This is a genomic window from Streptomyces sp. NPDC001920 (genome assembly GCF_053594495.1).
In genome coordinates this window covers 23,000-36,666 of sequence record NZ_JBSFEP010000017.1, presented here as the reverse complement: position 1 = coordinate 36,666, position 13,667 = coordinate 23,000, and the positions used below count along the sequence as shown (strand labels likewise).

Sequence of the window (13,667 nt, the reverse complement as noted above, 5' to 3'; positions counted from 1 at the left end):
CCGGTCAGCGCACCGAGAACCCGTACACCGTCTCCGACCGGAACACCTCGCCCGGCCGCAGCACGGTGCTCGGGAACTCCGGCCGGTTCGGGGAGTCGGGGAAGTGCTGGGTCTCCAGGGCGATACCGTCGCCCGGGGTGAAGGGCGCGGACAGGTGGTCGGCCGTGTAGAGCTGGAGGCCGGGCTCGGTGGTCGCCAGCGTCAGCACCCGTCCCGTGGACGGGTCGTACAGCTCGGCCACTTCCTCCGCTCCCCGCGTCACGCCTTTGTCGAGCACGAAGTTGTGGTCGTACCCGGACCCCACCTTCCGTGCCGCCCGGAAGTCGAAGCGGGTGCCCGCGACCTCGGCCGGCGAACCCGTCGGAATGAGATGGGCGTCCACCGGGGTGAACCGCGAGGCCGCCAGCCGCAGTTCGTGGCCACCGGCGTCGCCCGCTCCCGCACCGGCCAGGTTGAAGTAGCTGTGGTTGGTCAGGTTCACCACGGTGGGCGCGTCCGTCACCGCCTCGTACGCGATCCGCAGCGCGCCGTCGGCCTCCAGCGTGTAGGTCGCCGAGACCTCCAGACGCCCGGGGAAGCCCTCCTCGCCGTGCGGGCTGACCCGGTCCAGACGTACACCGTGCTCGACCGGCGTCCCCTCCCACACCCGCTTGTCGAAACCGTGCTCGCCGCCGTGCAGGGAGTTGGGCGGGTTGTTCGGCGCGAGCGCGTACGGCACGCCGTCCAGCGTGAAGCGTCCGCCCGCGATCCGGTTCGCGTACCGGCCGATGAGTGCGCCGAGGTAGGGCCCCGGGTGGTCCAGATAGCCGTCCAGGCCGGCGAACCCCAGCACCACGTCCGCCGTACGCCCGTCGCGGTCCGGCACCTGAAGCGACTGCACGATCCCGCCGTACGACAGGATCCGCACCTGTACACCCGAGCGCTCCAGGGTCCAGCGGTGCACCGGGGTGCCGTCGGAAAGTGTGCCGAAGTGTTCGCTCATGAGCGGAACACTAGTTCGTGACCGTCCGGTAGGCGATCTCCGCCAGCCTCGCCTGACCGTTCACGCTCGGGTGGAACCAGTCCCACTCGCTCAGCTGCTCGGCGCCGAAGCGGAAGTCGTGCACCGCGCCACCGTCGAACCGGCACCGGCGGTCCTCGGCGCAGACCTCCTTCAGCACCGTGTTGTACGCCTCGACCCGCTTCTGCACCGTCTCGCGTCGCAGGTTCGCCGCCGCGCTGAGGGACTCCGGTTCGCTCAGCATCGACGGGCAGATCCCGAGCCCCCACACCCGCTTGCTCAGCGGGTTGGACCGGCCCTGCTCCCACAGCCGCATCAGGTTCGGCACACTCGCGACGAACACCTGTGCCCGCGGCGCGGTGTCCCGCAGCGCGGCCATGGCGTCCTCGAACTGCGCCCGGAAGTCGGCCACCGGAGTCATCGCGGCGGTCGTCGCGCGACAGGCGTCGTTCGCCCCCGCCATCACCGTCACCAGCTGCGGCCTGCGCGCCGCCGCCCGGGTCATCTGCTCGGCGACGTCCGCCATCCGCGCCCCGGTCACGGCGTAGTTCCAGCTCCGCTCGGCCGCCTTCGACCTGCCCAGCAGCCGTACCGCGAGACTGTCGACCCGGGCACTGGTGCCGGTCGCCCAGGAGGCCTCGGGGCAGTCCGAGAGGACCGCACAGGCGTCGAAGCCGGTCGTGATGGAATCACCCACCGCCGCGATCGAGTCGGGACTGCGGTCCCAGGCCGGGGTCGGCTTCGGCCGCGCGCTCCGCTCCTCGGTGCCGGCCGGTGCCGGCGAGTCGCCCCCGACCGCGTCGCAGCCGGCGACACCGAGAACGGCCGCGGCCACGGCGGCGAAGACAGCGCGTGAAACGTGCCGTCGCTTGCGCATGCCCGGTCCATCCCCTCGTTCGGCCCTGTCATGGTCTTCAACCCATGACAACGCACAAGGGTTCCCACCCGGCTCATGCAACGGCTCACACCCGTACAAGCGTCCTGCCGGGTGAATGCCGGACGTTTGGCGGCACCTGGACCGACGGTACGTCACACTCCTTGCGCCGCCGCACGGTAGCCTCGCCATCAACGTGGCTGCCCGGCCACGATCGTCCGCCAGTTCGCAAGATGTCCGCTCTGCCCGGAGGTCCAGGTGACGACACGTGGAGTTCTGTACGTGCACTCCGCGCCGCGTGCGCTGTGCCCGCACGTCGAATGGGCCGTCGCCGGGGTGCTCGGCACGCGCGTCAACCTCGACTGGATCCGGCAGCCGGCCGCGCCCGGCACCTGGCGCTCGGAGTTCTCCTGGCAGGGCCAGGCGGGCACGGCGTCCAAGCTGGCCTCGGCCCTGCGCGGCTGGCACCTGCTCCGCTTCGAGGTGACGGCCGAGCCCTGCCCCACCGCCGAGGGCGAGCGCTACAGCTGCACCCCCGACCTGGGCATCTTCCACGCGGTCACCGGCATCCACGGCGACATCCTCATCCCGGAGGACCGCCTGCGCGCCGCGCTGACCCGCTCCCAGCGCGGCGAGACCGACCTGGAGGCGGAGATCGCCAAGCTGCTGGGCAAGCCCTGGGACGACGAGTTGGAGCCCTTCAGGTACGCGGGTGAGGGAGCGCCGGTGCGCTGGCTGCACCAGGTGGTGTGAGGCCGGGACGGACGATCGGAACATGTGAAGGGCCCCCACCTCGAAAGGTGGGGGCCCTTCACGTACGGACGGTCGCCGCTCAGATCGTCCTGAACGCCAGGACCACGTTGTGCCCACCGAACCCGAACGAGTCGTTCAGCGCGGCGATCCGGCCCTCGACGGGCAGCTTGCGCGCCTCACCGCGGACGACGTCGGCGTTCGCCTCGGCCTCCGGGTCCAGGTTCTCGATGTTGATCGTCGGCGGAGCCACCCGGTGGTACAGGGCGAGCACGGTCGCGACCGTCTCCACGCCACCGGCACCACCGAGCAGGTGCCCCGTCATCGACTTGGTGGCCGACACGGCCATGTGGTCGGCGTCGTCACCGAACACCTTGCGCAGCGCCTTCAGTTCGGCGATGTCACCGGCCGGCGTCGACGTCGCGTGCGCGTTGACGTGCACGATCTCCGCCGGGTCCAGGTCGGTGCGGTCCAGCAGGTTCTGCAGGGCGTGCGAGATGCCGCGGCCCTCGGGCTCCGGCTGCACGATGTCGTGGGCGTCGGCGGAGATGCCCTGCCCGACCGCCTCGGCGTACACCCGGGCCCCGCGCTTGGCGGCGTGCTCGGCGGACTCCAGGACGATCACGCCGGCGCCCTCACCGAGGACGAAGCCGTCGCGGGCGACGTCGTAGGGACGCGAGGCACCCTGCGGGTCGTCGTTGTTCTTGGACATCGCCATCATGTTGCCGAACGCGGCGATCGGCAGCGGGTGGATCGCCGCCTCCGTGCCACCCGCGACCACGATGTCGGCGCGGCCCGTGCGGATCATCTCGATGGCGTAGCCGATGGCCTCGGCACCCGACGCGCACGCGGAGACCGGGGTGTGCACGCCCGCGCGGGCGCCCACGGCCAGACCGACGTTCGCCGAGGGGCTGTTCGGCATCAGCATGGGGACGGTGTGCGGGGAGACGCGGCGGACGCCCTTCTCCTTGAGCACGTCGTACTGGTCGAGGAGCGTCGTCACGCCACCGATGCCGGAGGCGATGACCGCGCCGAGGCGGTCCGGGTCGACGCTGGAGTCCTCACCGGCCTTCGCCTCGAACCCGGCGTCCTTCCAGGCCTCCTGCGCGGCGATCAGCGCGAACTGCGCCGAGCGGTCCAGGCGGCGGGCCTGCGGCCGCGGGATGACCTCGGTCGGCTCCACGGCGACCGGCGCGGCGATACGGACCGCCTGCTCGGCGGCCCACTCCTGCTCCAGGGGCTTGACGCCGGACTTGCCGGCGATCAGGCCCTCCCAGGTAGAGGCTGCGTCGCCACCCAGCGGTGTGGTTGCGCCGATACCGGTGACGACCACGGTGCGATTGGTCGAGCTCACGGGAATTCTTTCTCCAAGGAATGGGGATTCAGCGGCGCCACCGCCGGGTGGCGGGGCAGTTCAGCCCTGGGGCCTGATCGGGGGGATCAGCCCTGGTGCTTGAGGATGTAGTCGGTCGCGTCGCCGACGGTCTTGAGGTTCTTGACGTCCTCGTCGGGGATCTTGACGTCGAAGCGCTCCTCGGCGGCGACGACGACCTCGACCATGGACAGCGAGTCGACGTCCAGGTCGTCGGTGAAGGACTTGTCCAGCTGGACGTCCTCAACCGGGATGCCGGCGATCTCGTTCACGATGTCGGCGAGACCGGCGACGATCTCTTCCTGAGTGGCGGCCATCTTGGCGCTCCTTCGTAGTTGTTCAGGTTGTTCAGGCAGTTACGGCGCCCGCCGCGGCAGCGGCGGGTGGTGCTGTTCCCGTGCCGGATCACGAGGATCCGGCACGGAGTGCCTAGGGGAGAGTAACGACCGTGGCGGCGTAAACGAGACCCGCCCCGAATCCGATGACGAGCGCGGTGTCGCCGCTCTTCGCCTCGCCGGTCGCCAGGAGCCGCTCCATCGCGAGCGGGATCGAGGCGGCCGAGGTGTTGCCGGTGGTGCGCACGTCGCGGGCGACCGTGACGTGCTCCGGCAGTTTGAGAGTCTTCACCATCGAGTCGATGATCCGCTCGTTGGCCTGGTGCGGAATGAAGACGTCGAGTTCGTCCGAGGTGATCCCGGCCGCGTCCAGCGCCTGCTGGGCGACCTTCGCCATCTCGAACACGGCCCAGCGGAACACCGCCTGGCCCTCCTGCGTGATCGCAGGGAACTTCTCGACCTCGCCGGAGCGGTAGTCCGTCCACGGCACGGTCTGCTTGATCGTCTCGGACTTGTCGCCCTCGGAGCCCCAGACGGTGGGGCCGATCGCCGGCTCCTGGGCCGGGCCCACGACGACCGCGCCGGCGCCGTCGCCGAACAGGAAGGCCGTCGCCCGGTCCTCCAGGTCGGTGAGGTCGCTCAGCCGCTCGACGCCGATGACGAGGACGTACTCGGCGGACCCCTCGACGATCATGCCCTTGGCGAGAGTCAGACCGTAGCCGAAGCCCGCGCAGCCGGCCGAGATGTCGAAGGCGGCGGCCTTCTTGGTGCCGAGCTTGTCGGCGATCTCGGTGGCGACGGCCGGGGTCTGCTTGAAGTGCGAGACGGTCGAGACGATCACGCCGCCGATCTGCTCGGCGGAGATCCCGGCGTCGGCGATCGCCTTGCCGGACGCCTCGATCGACATCGCGGCGACGGTCTCCTCGTCGTTCGCCCAGTGCCGCGTCTCGATGCCGGAGCGCGAACGGATCCACTCGTCGGACGAGTCGATCTTCTCCAGGATCACCTCGTTCGGCACGATCCGCGTCGGACGGTAGCCGCCGACACCGAGGATGCGCGCGTACGGGGCGCCCTTGCTGGGCTTCAGCTTCGCCATGCTCCGGGCTCCTTGTCAGGCGTGCTCTGCGATGAGCTCGCGAGCAGCGTCCAGGTCGTCGGGGGTCTTCAGCGCCAGGGTCTTCACTCCCGGCAGCGCGCGCTTGGCCAGACCGGTCAGCGTGCCGCCCGGGCACACCTCGATCAGGGCCGTGACGCCGAGCTCCTTGAAGGTCTCCATGCACAGGTCCCAGCGGACCGGGTTGGCGACCTGCCCGACGAGGCGCTCCAGCACCTCGGTGCCGGTGGCGACCGCCCGGCCGTCCTTGTTGGAGACGTAGGTGGCCTTCGGGTCGGCGGGCACGAGCTCCTTGGCGGCCTCGGCCAGCTTCTCCACCGCGGGGCCCATGTGGTGCGTGTGGAACGCGCCCGCGACCTTCAGCGGGACGACCTTGCGCACACCCTCGGGCTTGTCCTCGTTCAACGCGGCGAGCTGCTCCAGCGTTCCCGCCGCCACGATCTGACCGGCGCCGTTGATGTTCGCCGGGGTCAGGCCGAGCTTCTCCAGGTGCGCCACGGAGGTCTCCGGGTCGCCGCCGAGCAGCGCCGACATACCGGTCTCGGTGATCGCGGCGGCCTCGGCCATGGCCAGGCCACGCCTGCGGACGAGGGTCAGCGCGGCGGTGTCGTCGAGGACGCCCGCGAAGGCGGCCGCGGTGATCTCACCGACGCTGTGGCCCGCGACGGCGCCGGGCGAGGTGTCACCCAGTGCCGCGGCGGACAGGAGGCCGGCCGCCACGAGCAGCGGCTGCGCCACGGAGGTGTCCCGGATGGCGTCCGCCTCGGCCTGGGTGCCGTAATGGGCGAGGTCGAGTCCGATGGCCTCCGACCAGGCGGCGACACGGTCGGCGGCACCGGGCAGTTCGAGCCAGGGAGTCAGGAAGCCGGGCGTCTGGGCGCCCTGGCCGGGAGCGACGAGTACGAGCACTCTCACACTCTCTCTTGGGGACGGCCGACGCCGCCCGTGAGGACAAGGACGAAGAACACGAAGGGGTTTTGTGGATCCCCGACAAAAGCCTAGAGCTGAAGATCCCCGTCGACCAGACGCCCCAGGATCAGGGCGATTCGCAGGGTGAACGCGGAGCGTACATCGGAAGGCGACCAGCCGGTGACGTCAGTCACACGTCGAAGCCGGTAGCGCACGGTGTTGGGATGAACGAACAGCATCCGCGCGGCCCCCTCCAGACTGCTCGCCTGTTCGAGATAGACCGAGAGCGTCTCCAGGAGAGCGGACCCCGCCTCCTCCAGCGGTCTGTAGATCTCCTCCACCAACTGCTCGCGCGCGCTGGGATCTCCCGCGATCGCGCGCTCCGGGAGCAGATCGTCCGCGAGCACCGGCCGCGGGGCGTCCTGCCAGGCGGAACACGCCTTCAGACCGGCCGCCGCGGCCTGCGCGGACCTGGTCGCGGCCAGCAGGTCGGGCACGATCGGTCCGGCGACGACGGGCCCGGCGGCGAACGGCCCGATCAGCGACTTGGCGACCGCGAGCGGGTTGTCGCTGCCCCCCGCGATCACGACGAGCCGGTCCCCGAGCACCCCCGTGAGCACCTGCAGCTTGGCGTGCCGGGCGGCCCGCCGGATGGCCTCGACGGTCAGCTCGCTGTCCCCGTCGGGCGCGGTCCCCAGCACGACGCACACATGCTCGGGCGAGTTCCAGCCGAGGGCGGCGGCCCGCGACACGGCCCCCTCGTCGGCCTCCCCGCTGAGCACGGCGTTGACCACCAGTGACTCCAGCCGCGCGTCCCAGGCACCGCGTGCCTCGGCCGCCTGCGCGTAGACCTGGGCGGTGGCGAAGGCGATCTCACGGGCGTAGACGAGCAGCGCCTCGCGCAGCACGCTCTCGTCCCCGGGAGCGGCGACCTCGTCGATGGCCGACTCCATGACCTCGATGGTCGTGCGCACCATCTCGACGGTCTGCCGCAGTGTGATCGCGCGGGTCAGCTCGCGCGGCGCGGTCCCGAACACATCGGTGGAGATCGCCTGGGGCGCGTCGGGATGCCGGAACCACTCGGTGAAGGCGGCGATACCGGCCTGGGCGACGAGACCGATCCAGGAACGGTTCTCCGGTGGCATGGCCCGGTACCACGGCAGCGTCTCGTCCATCCGCGCGATGGCCTGCGCGGCGAGAGAACCTGAGGATTTCTCCAGCCGCCTCAGGGTCGCGGCATGGGCGTGGACGTCGTGCGCGGCGGCTTGGGACTTGCGGGCTTCGGGTTCGGGCACGGGGACAAGACTGCCTTATCCGGACCAGAGCGCGTGCCGGAGGGTCGCCGGTGAGCTCGCAGGTGGGTCTACGGTGGTGCCCGTGATGGACGTACGGCGCGCCGCGGAGCGCTATCCCGGAGGGGATCCGGCAGCGGGCATCGAGTCACGCCACGCCTTCTCCTTCGGCCCGCACTACGACCCCGACAACCTCCGCTTCGGCGCGATGATCGCCTGCAACGAGGAGCGGCTCGCACCCGGCGCCGGCTTCGACGAGCACCCGCACAGCCACACCGAGATCGTGACGTGGGTCGTCGAGGGCGAGCTGACCCACCGCGACTCCACGGGCCACGAGACCCGGGTGCGCGCCGGGGACGTGCAGCGGCTGAGCTCGGCGGGCGGTGTACGGCACGTGGAGCGCAACGACGCCGGCACGCCCCTGACCTTCGTCCAGACCTGGCTGGCCCCGCTGACGCCGGGCGGCGACCCGTCGTACGAGATCGTCCACGGCATCGCGGACTCGACGCCGTACGCCGTCCCGGAGGCGGGCGCGCTGCTCCATGTGCGCCGGCTCGGGGTGGGGGAGCGGACGGCGGTACCGGACGCGCCGTACGTCTACCTCCATGTCGTGCGGGGTGAAGTCCGCCTGGTAGGCGCCGAGTTGGGGGCCGGGGACGCGGCGCGCATCACCGGGGCCGAGGGCGTGGAGGTGACCGGGGTGAAGGCGGCGGAAGTGCTGATGTGGGAGATGGCCGGCTAGGCCCGACGACGCCTGCCGCCTGGGCGGCCCCACCCTGCTGCTGCTCCGAACGGCAGGCCCAGCGGTGTGGCCCGAGATGCCGGAGTGATTCAGGAGGCGTCCAATGGAGGTGTCCAGCGGAGGTTCCGACGCTTGCCCGGTGCCGACCGGCGGAGAGAGCCGAGGCCATGGCCAGACGCACAGCCACGGGGAAACGGGAGCGCGCTCCCAAGGGGGTGCTGCAACGGCTCGGTGAGGGCTGCGCCCGCCACTTCGTGATCGTGATCATCGCGTGGCTCGTGGCCCTGGGCGGGCTGCAGACCCTGAACCACCTCTACGGCGGGGAGTACTCCGACGACTTCACCCTGTCCGACGTGCAGTCCCAGGAGGGCCTGGACATCCTCCAGGCCCATGATCCGCAGGCCGGGGGCTACAGCAGCCCGATCGTCGTGCACGACGACAAGGCACTGACCTCCCTGTCGTCGCAGCTCGACACCACCGTCGCCGACCTCCGGAAGCTGCCGGACGTCCTGTCCGTGCAGAACCCGCTGGACGCCACCTCCACGAAGGCGGGGCCGGTGTCCTCCGACGGCCGGACCGCCTACCTCACCGTCCGCTTCGACAAGCAGCCCTCCCTCCTGGGCGACGGCTACCTCGACGGGGTGGACGACGCCGTGCAGCCGCTGCGGGACGCCGGCGCGGACGTCGAGTACGGCGGATCGCTCGGCGAGCTGGCCCGGCCCGAAGCCGACGACCGGGTGAGCGAGCTGATCGGCTTCGCGGTCGCCGTCGTCGTCCTGCTCATCGGCTTCGGCAGTGTGATCGCCGCCGTACTGCCACTGGTCACCGCGCTGATCGCGGTGGTCGGGGGGCTGGCCTGTCTGGGGCTGCTCGCCTCGGCGTTCGTCTTCGCCACCGTCTCGCCCACCCTCGCCACGATGATCGGCATCGGCGTCGGCATCGACTACGCCCTCTTCCTGATCACCCGGCACCGGCAGAACCTCATGAACGGCGCGGACCCGGTGCGCGCCGCCGGCCACGCCGCCGCCACCAGCGGACGCGCCGTGCTCGTCTCCGGTACGACGGTGATCGTCGCCCTGATGGGACTGTGGGTGTCGGGCGTGAGCTTCATCGGCAAACTCGGTGTCGCCGCGGCCGTCACCGTGGTCTCGGCCGTCCTCGGCGCGCTGACCCTGGTCCCCGCCATGCTCGGGCTGATCGGCCACCGCCTCGACCGCTACCACCTGCGCCGCCCGGTCGCCGAGACCGACGCCGAACCGGGCACGCAACCCACGGGCACCTGGCATCGCTACGCCCAGCGCGTCGAGCGCCATCCGCTGCGGTACCTCGCCGCGGGCCTCGTCACCGTCGCGGTGCTGGCCATCCCCGTGTTCTCGATCCAGCTCGGCCACATCGACGACGGCGCCGACCCGACGTCCTTCACCGACCGGCGGGCCTACGACCTCATGAGCGACGCGTTCGGCCCCGGATCCAACGGGCCGCTCACCGTGGTCGTCGACCAGAGCTCCGTACCGCAGTCACAGCGCTCGGACGTGTCGTCCAAGGCCCAGCAGGCCCTGAACAGCGCGTCCGGAACGTCGTTCGTCACCCCGCTGTCGCCCACCCAGGACGGGGACGTGCTGGTCGGCACCGTCTACCCGGCGCAGCGCCCGCAGAGCGCGGACACCACCGACCTCACGAACCGGCTCGTCGACGACACCCTGCCCGACGCGCTCTCCGGCACCGACGCCAAGGGTTACGTCACCGGGACGACGGCCGCCCAGATCGACTTCCGCGACATCGTGTCGAGCCGACTGCCGCTGATCATCTGTGTCGTCGTCGCCCTGGCCTTCCTGATCATCCTGGCGGTCTTCCGCGGCCTGCTCGTCGCCCTCAAGGCGGCCGTCCTCAACGTGCTGTCGATCGCGGCCTCGTACGGCGTCGTCGTCGCCGTCTTCCAGTGGGGGTGGGGCGGCCCCGCGCTCGGCGTCAGCGGCAAGGTGCCCATCGAGAGCTATGTGCCGATGATGATGTTCGCCATCATCTTCGGGCTGAGCATGGACTACGAGATCTTCCTGCTGTCCCGGGTGCACGAGGCCTGGCTGCGCACCGGGGACGCCAAGGCCGCGGTCGCCCACGCCCTGGAGATCACCGCGCGGGTGATCACCTGCGCGGCACTGATCATGGTGAGCGTGTTCGCGGCCTTCATCATCAGCGACAACATCGTGGTCAAGATGCTGGGCCTGGGCCTCGCCGTCAGTGTGCTCGTCGACGCCACCGTGGTGCGCCTGCTCATGGTGCCCGCCGTGATGACGCTGCTGGGCCGGCACGCCTGGTGGGCACCCCGGTGGCTGGACCGGATCATGCCTCACATCGACGCCGAGGGAGAGGGCGAGAGCCTGAAGGCTACGGCTTCGGCTCCGCCAGTACCGCGTCCGTGAAGGGTGGCCACGCCTCGATCGCCCACGGCCCGAACGCCCGGTCCGTCAGCGCGACGCAGGCCGCCCCCGCATCCGGGTCGATCCACAAAAACGTACCTGACTGCCCGAAATGCCCGAAGGTGCGCGGCGAGGACGACGAGCCCGTCCAGTGCGGGGCCTTGCCGTTGCGGATCTCGAAACCGAGCCCCCAGTCGTTCGGGTTCTGGTGCCCGTACCCCGGCAGTACGCCCTTGGTGCCCGGGTACTGCACGGTCATCGCCTCGGCGACGGTCCGCGGGTCCAGCAGGCGCGGGGCCTGCACCTCGGCCGCGAACCGCAGCAGGTCCTCGACCGTCGACACCGCGTCCTTCGCCGGGGATCCCTCCAGCGAGGTGGCCGTCATGCCCAGCGGCTCCAGCACGGCCTGCCGCAGGTACTCCCCGAACGGGATGTCCGTCGCCTTGGCGACATGGTCGCCGAGCTGCTCGAACCCGGCGTTGGAGTACAGCCGCCGCTCACCGGGCGCCGCCGTCACCCGGTGCTCGTCGAAGGCCAGCCCGGAGGTGTGCGCGAGCAGGTGCCGGACGGTCGAGCCCTGCGGCCCGGCCGGCTCGTCCAGCTCGACGGCGCCCTCCTCGTAGGCGACGAGCACCGCGTAGGCGGCCAGCGGCTTGGTGACCGAGGCGAGGGGGAAGCGGTGACCGACGGGACCGTGCGTGCCGAGGACCGTGCCGTCCGCCCGCACGACACCCGCGGCGGCGGTGGGGACGGGCCAGTTCTCGATCAGTGCGAGGCTCTGCAAGGACATGCCTGTGAGCCTAAGCCGCTCACAGGTGCAGCCGCATCGAGGGGTCGTTGTCACGGGTGAAGCCGAGCGACTTGTACAGGGACTCGGCGTCGGCGGACGCGGTGAGCATGACGTGCCCGGCGCCCCGCTCGCGGAACCAGGCCAGCAGTTCCGCCATGCACGCGCGCGCGTACCCGCGGCGCCGCGCGTCCGGGTCGGTGGCGACGCTGAAGACGTACCCGACCAGTCCGTGCGGGTTGCCGGCCCGTCCGATCCGGTAGTCCAGGGTCCCCACCACCACCGCCGCCAGGGCACCCGGGCGCTGCGGATGGTCGACGACGAACGCCGCGAAGTCCCCGTCCGGCTCGGCCAGTGCTTCCCGCAGGGTCGGCAGGGACTCAGCCTGCCACTCACTGGGACCGGCCGCCGAGGCCATCGAGTCGATCATCACCTGACGCAGGCGCAGCACTTCCCGCGCGTCCTCGGGCGTGGCACGGCGTACGAGACTCATGGCCCCGCACGCTAGCGGCGACGATCGGGCCATGTCCCGTGCTTTTCTTACCGTTTCCGCTTGCTTGGAGCGCACTCCAAGGCCATAGCGTGGAGCGCATGACGGTGATGGAGACCACGAGTACCAGGACCGACAGCTGCGCCGCCCCGCCGCACCCGCACCGACGGCCGGAAGGCCAGGACAACTACACGATCAGCGAGGTCGTCGCCTTCACCGGCCTGACGGCCCACACCCTGCGCTGGTACGAGCGGATCGGCCTGATGCCGCACATCGGCCGCTCCCACACGGGCCAGCGCCGCTACAGCAACCGCGACCTGGACTGGCTCGACCTCGTCGGGAAGCTGCGGCTGACCGGCATGCCGGTCGCCGACATGGTGCGGTACGCCGAGCTGGTGCGCGAGGGCGACCACACCTTCGGCGAGCGCTTCGAGCTGCTGGAGTCGACCCGCCGCGACGTCCTCGCCCGGATCGCCGAACTGCAGGACACGGTCGCGGTACTCGACCGCAAGATCAGTTTCTACGCGGACGCCGGGCGTCTGTACGAACAGAAGAAGACGGAGCAGGCTGGATGACCGACAACCGGATCGCAACGGCACGACTGGGCGCGAACGGGCCCGAGGTCGGCCTCCAGGGCCTCGGCTGCATGGGCATGAGCTTCGCCTACGGTCCCTCGGACGCGGGCGAGTCCAGGGCGACCCTGGAGCGGGCGCTGGAGCTGGGCGTCACGTTGTACGACACGGCGGACGCGTACGGCGCGGGCGAGAACGAGAAGTTCCTCGCCCCGTTCCTCAAGGCCCACCGCGACGAGGTCGTCATCGCCACCAAGTTCGCCCTGTCGATCCCGCCGGACGACCCGACGCGCCGGGTCATCCGCAACGACGCGCCGTACATACGCCAGGCCGTCGAGGCGAGCCTGCGCCGCCTGGACGTCGACGTCATCGACCTCTACTACATGCACCGCCGGGACGTGCGCGTCCCCATCGAGGAGACCGTCGCCACGATGGCGGACCTGGTCCGCGAGGGCAAGGTCAAGCACCTGGGCCTGAGCGAGGTGACGGCGGACGAACTGCGTGCCGCGCACGCCGTCCACCCCATCGCGGCGGTCCAGTCCGAGTGGTCCCTGTTCAGCAGGGACATCGAGCCGAAGGTGGTGCCCGCGGCCCGTGACCTGGGTGTGGCCCTGGTGCCGTACTCCCCGCTCGGCCGGGGCTTCTTGACCGGCTCCTTCGCCAGGGCCGAGGACCTGACGAGCGACGACTTCCGCCGCCAGCACCCCCGTTTCACCGGCGACAACGCGGCGACGAACGCCGAACTCGTGGACGTCGTCCGCGCGGTGGCCGACGCGCACCGCGCCACCCCGGGCCAGATCGCCCTGGCCTGGGTCCAGCAGCGGGCGTCCGTCCACGACCTCCCGGTGATCCCGATCCCCGGCACCCGTAAGCCCACCCGGGTGGAGGAGAACGTGGGCGCGACACGGATCGTGCTGACCGAGGAGGACCTGGCCGCGCTGGAGCCGATCGCCTCGAAGGTCGCGGGCGACAGGTACGCGGACATGCGGTTCGCCTCCGCGGGCAGGGAGTAG

At 71.0% G+C, this 13,667-nt stretch carries 14 protein-coding genes; 5 read left to right on the top strand and 9 right to left on the bottom strand.

The genetic code is table 11. The annotated features are described in order from the left end of the window. Positions 1 to 4: 4 nt before the first annotated feature. Positions 5 to 982, bottom strand: a complete 978-nt coding sequence (locus ACWCPI_RS27405; protein WP_451040637.1) for an aldose epimerase family protein — start codon at positions 980 to 982, stop codon at positions 5 to 7. A 10-nt stretch (positions 983 to 992) separates the two neighbouring features. Continuing rightward, positions 993 to 1,877, bottom strand: a complete 885-nt coding sequence (locus ACWCPI_RS27400; protein ID WP_451040636.1) for an SGNH/GDSL hydrolase family protein — start codon at positions 1,875 to 1,877, stop codon at positions 993 to 995. A 255-nt stretch (positions 1,878 to 2,132) separates the two neighbouring features. Here ACWCPI_RS27400 and ACWCPI_RS27395 point away from each other — a divergent pair, with 255 nt between their 5' ends. Beyond that, positions 2,133 to 2,627 carry a DUF3145 domain-containing protein gene (locus ACWCPI_RS27395; RefSeq protein WP_388798605.1) on the top strand — a complete coding sequence of 165 codons (495 nt, stop codon included), beginning with the start codon at positions 2,133 to 2,135 and terminating at the stop codon, positions 2,625 to 2,627. 79 nt (positions 2,628 to 2,706) lie between these two features. On the opposite strand, the gene fabF is transcribed toward ACWCPI_RS27395, so the two are convergent. The 5 genes from fabF to fasR all read right to left on the bottom strand — a co-directional run bounded on the left by fabF (position 2,707) and on the right by fasR (position 7,649). Continuing rightward, entirely contained in the window at positions 2,707 to 3,978 is a 1,272-nt protein-coding gene (gene fabF / locus ACWCPI_RS27390) for a beta-ketoacyl-ACP synthase II (protein WP_451040635.1), read from the bottom strand. Between the two features lie 86 nt (positions 3,979 to 4,064). After that, complete coding sequence (locus tag ACWCPI_RS27385; RefSeq protein WP_004001566.1) at positions 4,065 to 4,313, bottom strand: acyl carrier protein; 249 nt, start codon at positions 4,311 to 4,313, stop codon at positions 4,065 to 4,067. A 112-nt stretch (positions 4,314 to 4,425) separates the two neighbouring features. Beyond that, entirely contained in the window at positions 4,426 to 5,427 is a 1,002-nt protein-coding gene (locus ACWCPI_RS27380; RefSeq protein ID WP_451040634.1) for a beta-ketoacyl-ACP synthase 3, read from the bottom strand. A 15-nt stretch (positions 5,428 to 5,442) separates the two neighbouring features. Continuing rightward, positions 5,443 to 6,354, bottom strand: a complete 912-nt coding sequence (locus tag ACWCPI_RS27375; protein WP_451040633.1) for an ACP S-malonyltransferase — start codon at positions 6,352 to 6,354, stop codon at positions 5,443 to 5,445. 89 nt (positions 6,355 to 6,443) lie between these two features. Beyond that, entirely contained in the window at positions 6,444 to 7,649 is a 1,206-nt protein-coding gene (gene fasR / locus ACWCPI_RS27370; RefSeq protein ID WP_451040632.1) for a fatty acid biosynthesis transcriptional regulator FasR, read from the bottom strand. An 85-nt stretch (positions 7,650 to 7,734) separates the two neighbouring features. Between fasR and ACWCPI_RS27365 the strand changes: the two genes are divergently transcribed. Both ACWCPI_RS27365 and ACWCPI_RS27360 read left to right on the top strand, forming a co-directional pair. Next, complete coding sequence (locus tag ACWCPI_RS27365) at positions 7,735 to 8,388, top strand: pirin family protein (RefSeq protein ID WP_451040756.1); 654 nt, start codon at positions 7,735 to 7,737, stop codon at positions 8,386 to 8,388. A gap of 167 nt (positions 8,389 to 8,555) precedes the next feature. Then, positions 8,556 to 10,808 (top strand): MMPL family transporter, encoded by a 2,253-nt coding sequence (locus tag ACWCPI_RS27360; RefSeq protein ID WP_451040631.1) that lies wholly within the window; start codon positions 8,556 to 8,558, stop codon positions 10,806 to 10,808. Here ACWCPI_RS27360 and ACWCPI_RS27355 read toward each other — a convergent pair. Both ACWCPI_RS27355 and ACWCPI_RS27350 read right to left on the bottom strand, forming a co-directional pair. Continuing rightward, a complete protein-coding gene (locus tag ACWCPI_RS27355; RefSeq protein ID WP_451040630.1) occupies positions 10,774 to 11,595 on the bottom strand; it encodes a serine hydrolase domain-containing protein in 822 nt (273 codons plus the stop codon). The genes ACWCPI_RS27360 and ACWCPI_RS27355 overlap by 35 nt on opposite strands. A gap of 19 nt (positions 11,596 to 11,614) precedes the next feature. Next, entirely contained in the window at positions 11,615 to 12,085 is a 471-nt protein-coding gene (locus ACWCPI_RS27350) for a GNAT family N-acetyltransferase (RefSeq protein WP_451040629.1), read from the bottom strand. A 98-nt stretch (positions 12,086 to 12,183) separates the two neighbouring features. Here ACWCPI_RS27350 and ACWCPI_RS27345 point away from each other — a divergent pair, with 98 nt between their 5' ends. Both ACWCPI_RS27345 and ACWCPI_RS27340 read left to right on the top strand, forming a co-directional pair. After that, entirely contained in the window at positions 12,184 to 12,657 is a 474-nt protein-coding gene (locus tag ACWCPI_RS27345) for a MerR family transcriptional regulator (RefSeq protein ID WP_451040628.1), read from the top strand. Further along, the gene (locus ACWCPI_RS27340; RefSeq protein WP_451040627.1) at positions 12,654 to 13,667 is read left to right on the top strand and encodes an aldo/keto reductase; all 1,014 of its coding nucleotides are present in this window, start codon (positions 12,654 to 12,656) and stop codon (positions 13,665 to 13,667) included. The genes ACWCPI_RS27345 and ACWCPI_RS27340 overlap by 4 nt, the downstream gene beginning before the upstream one ends.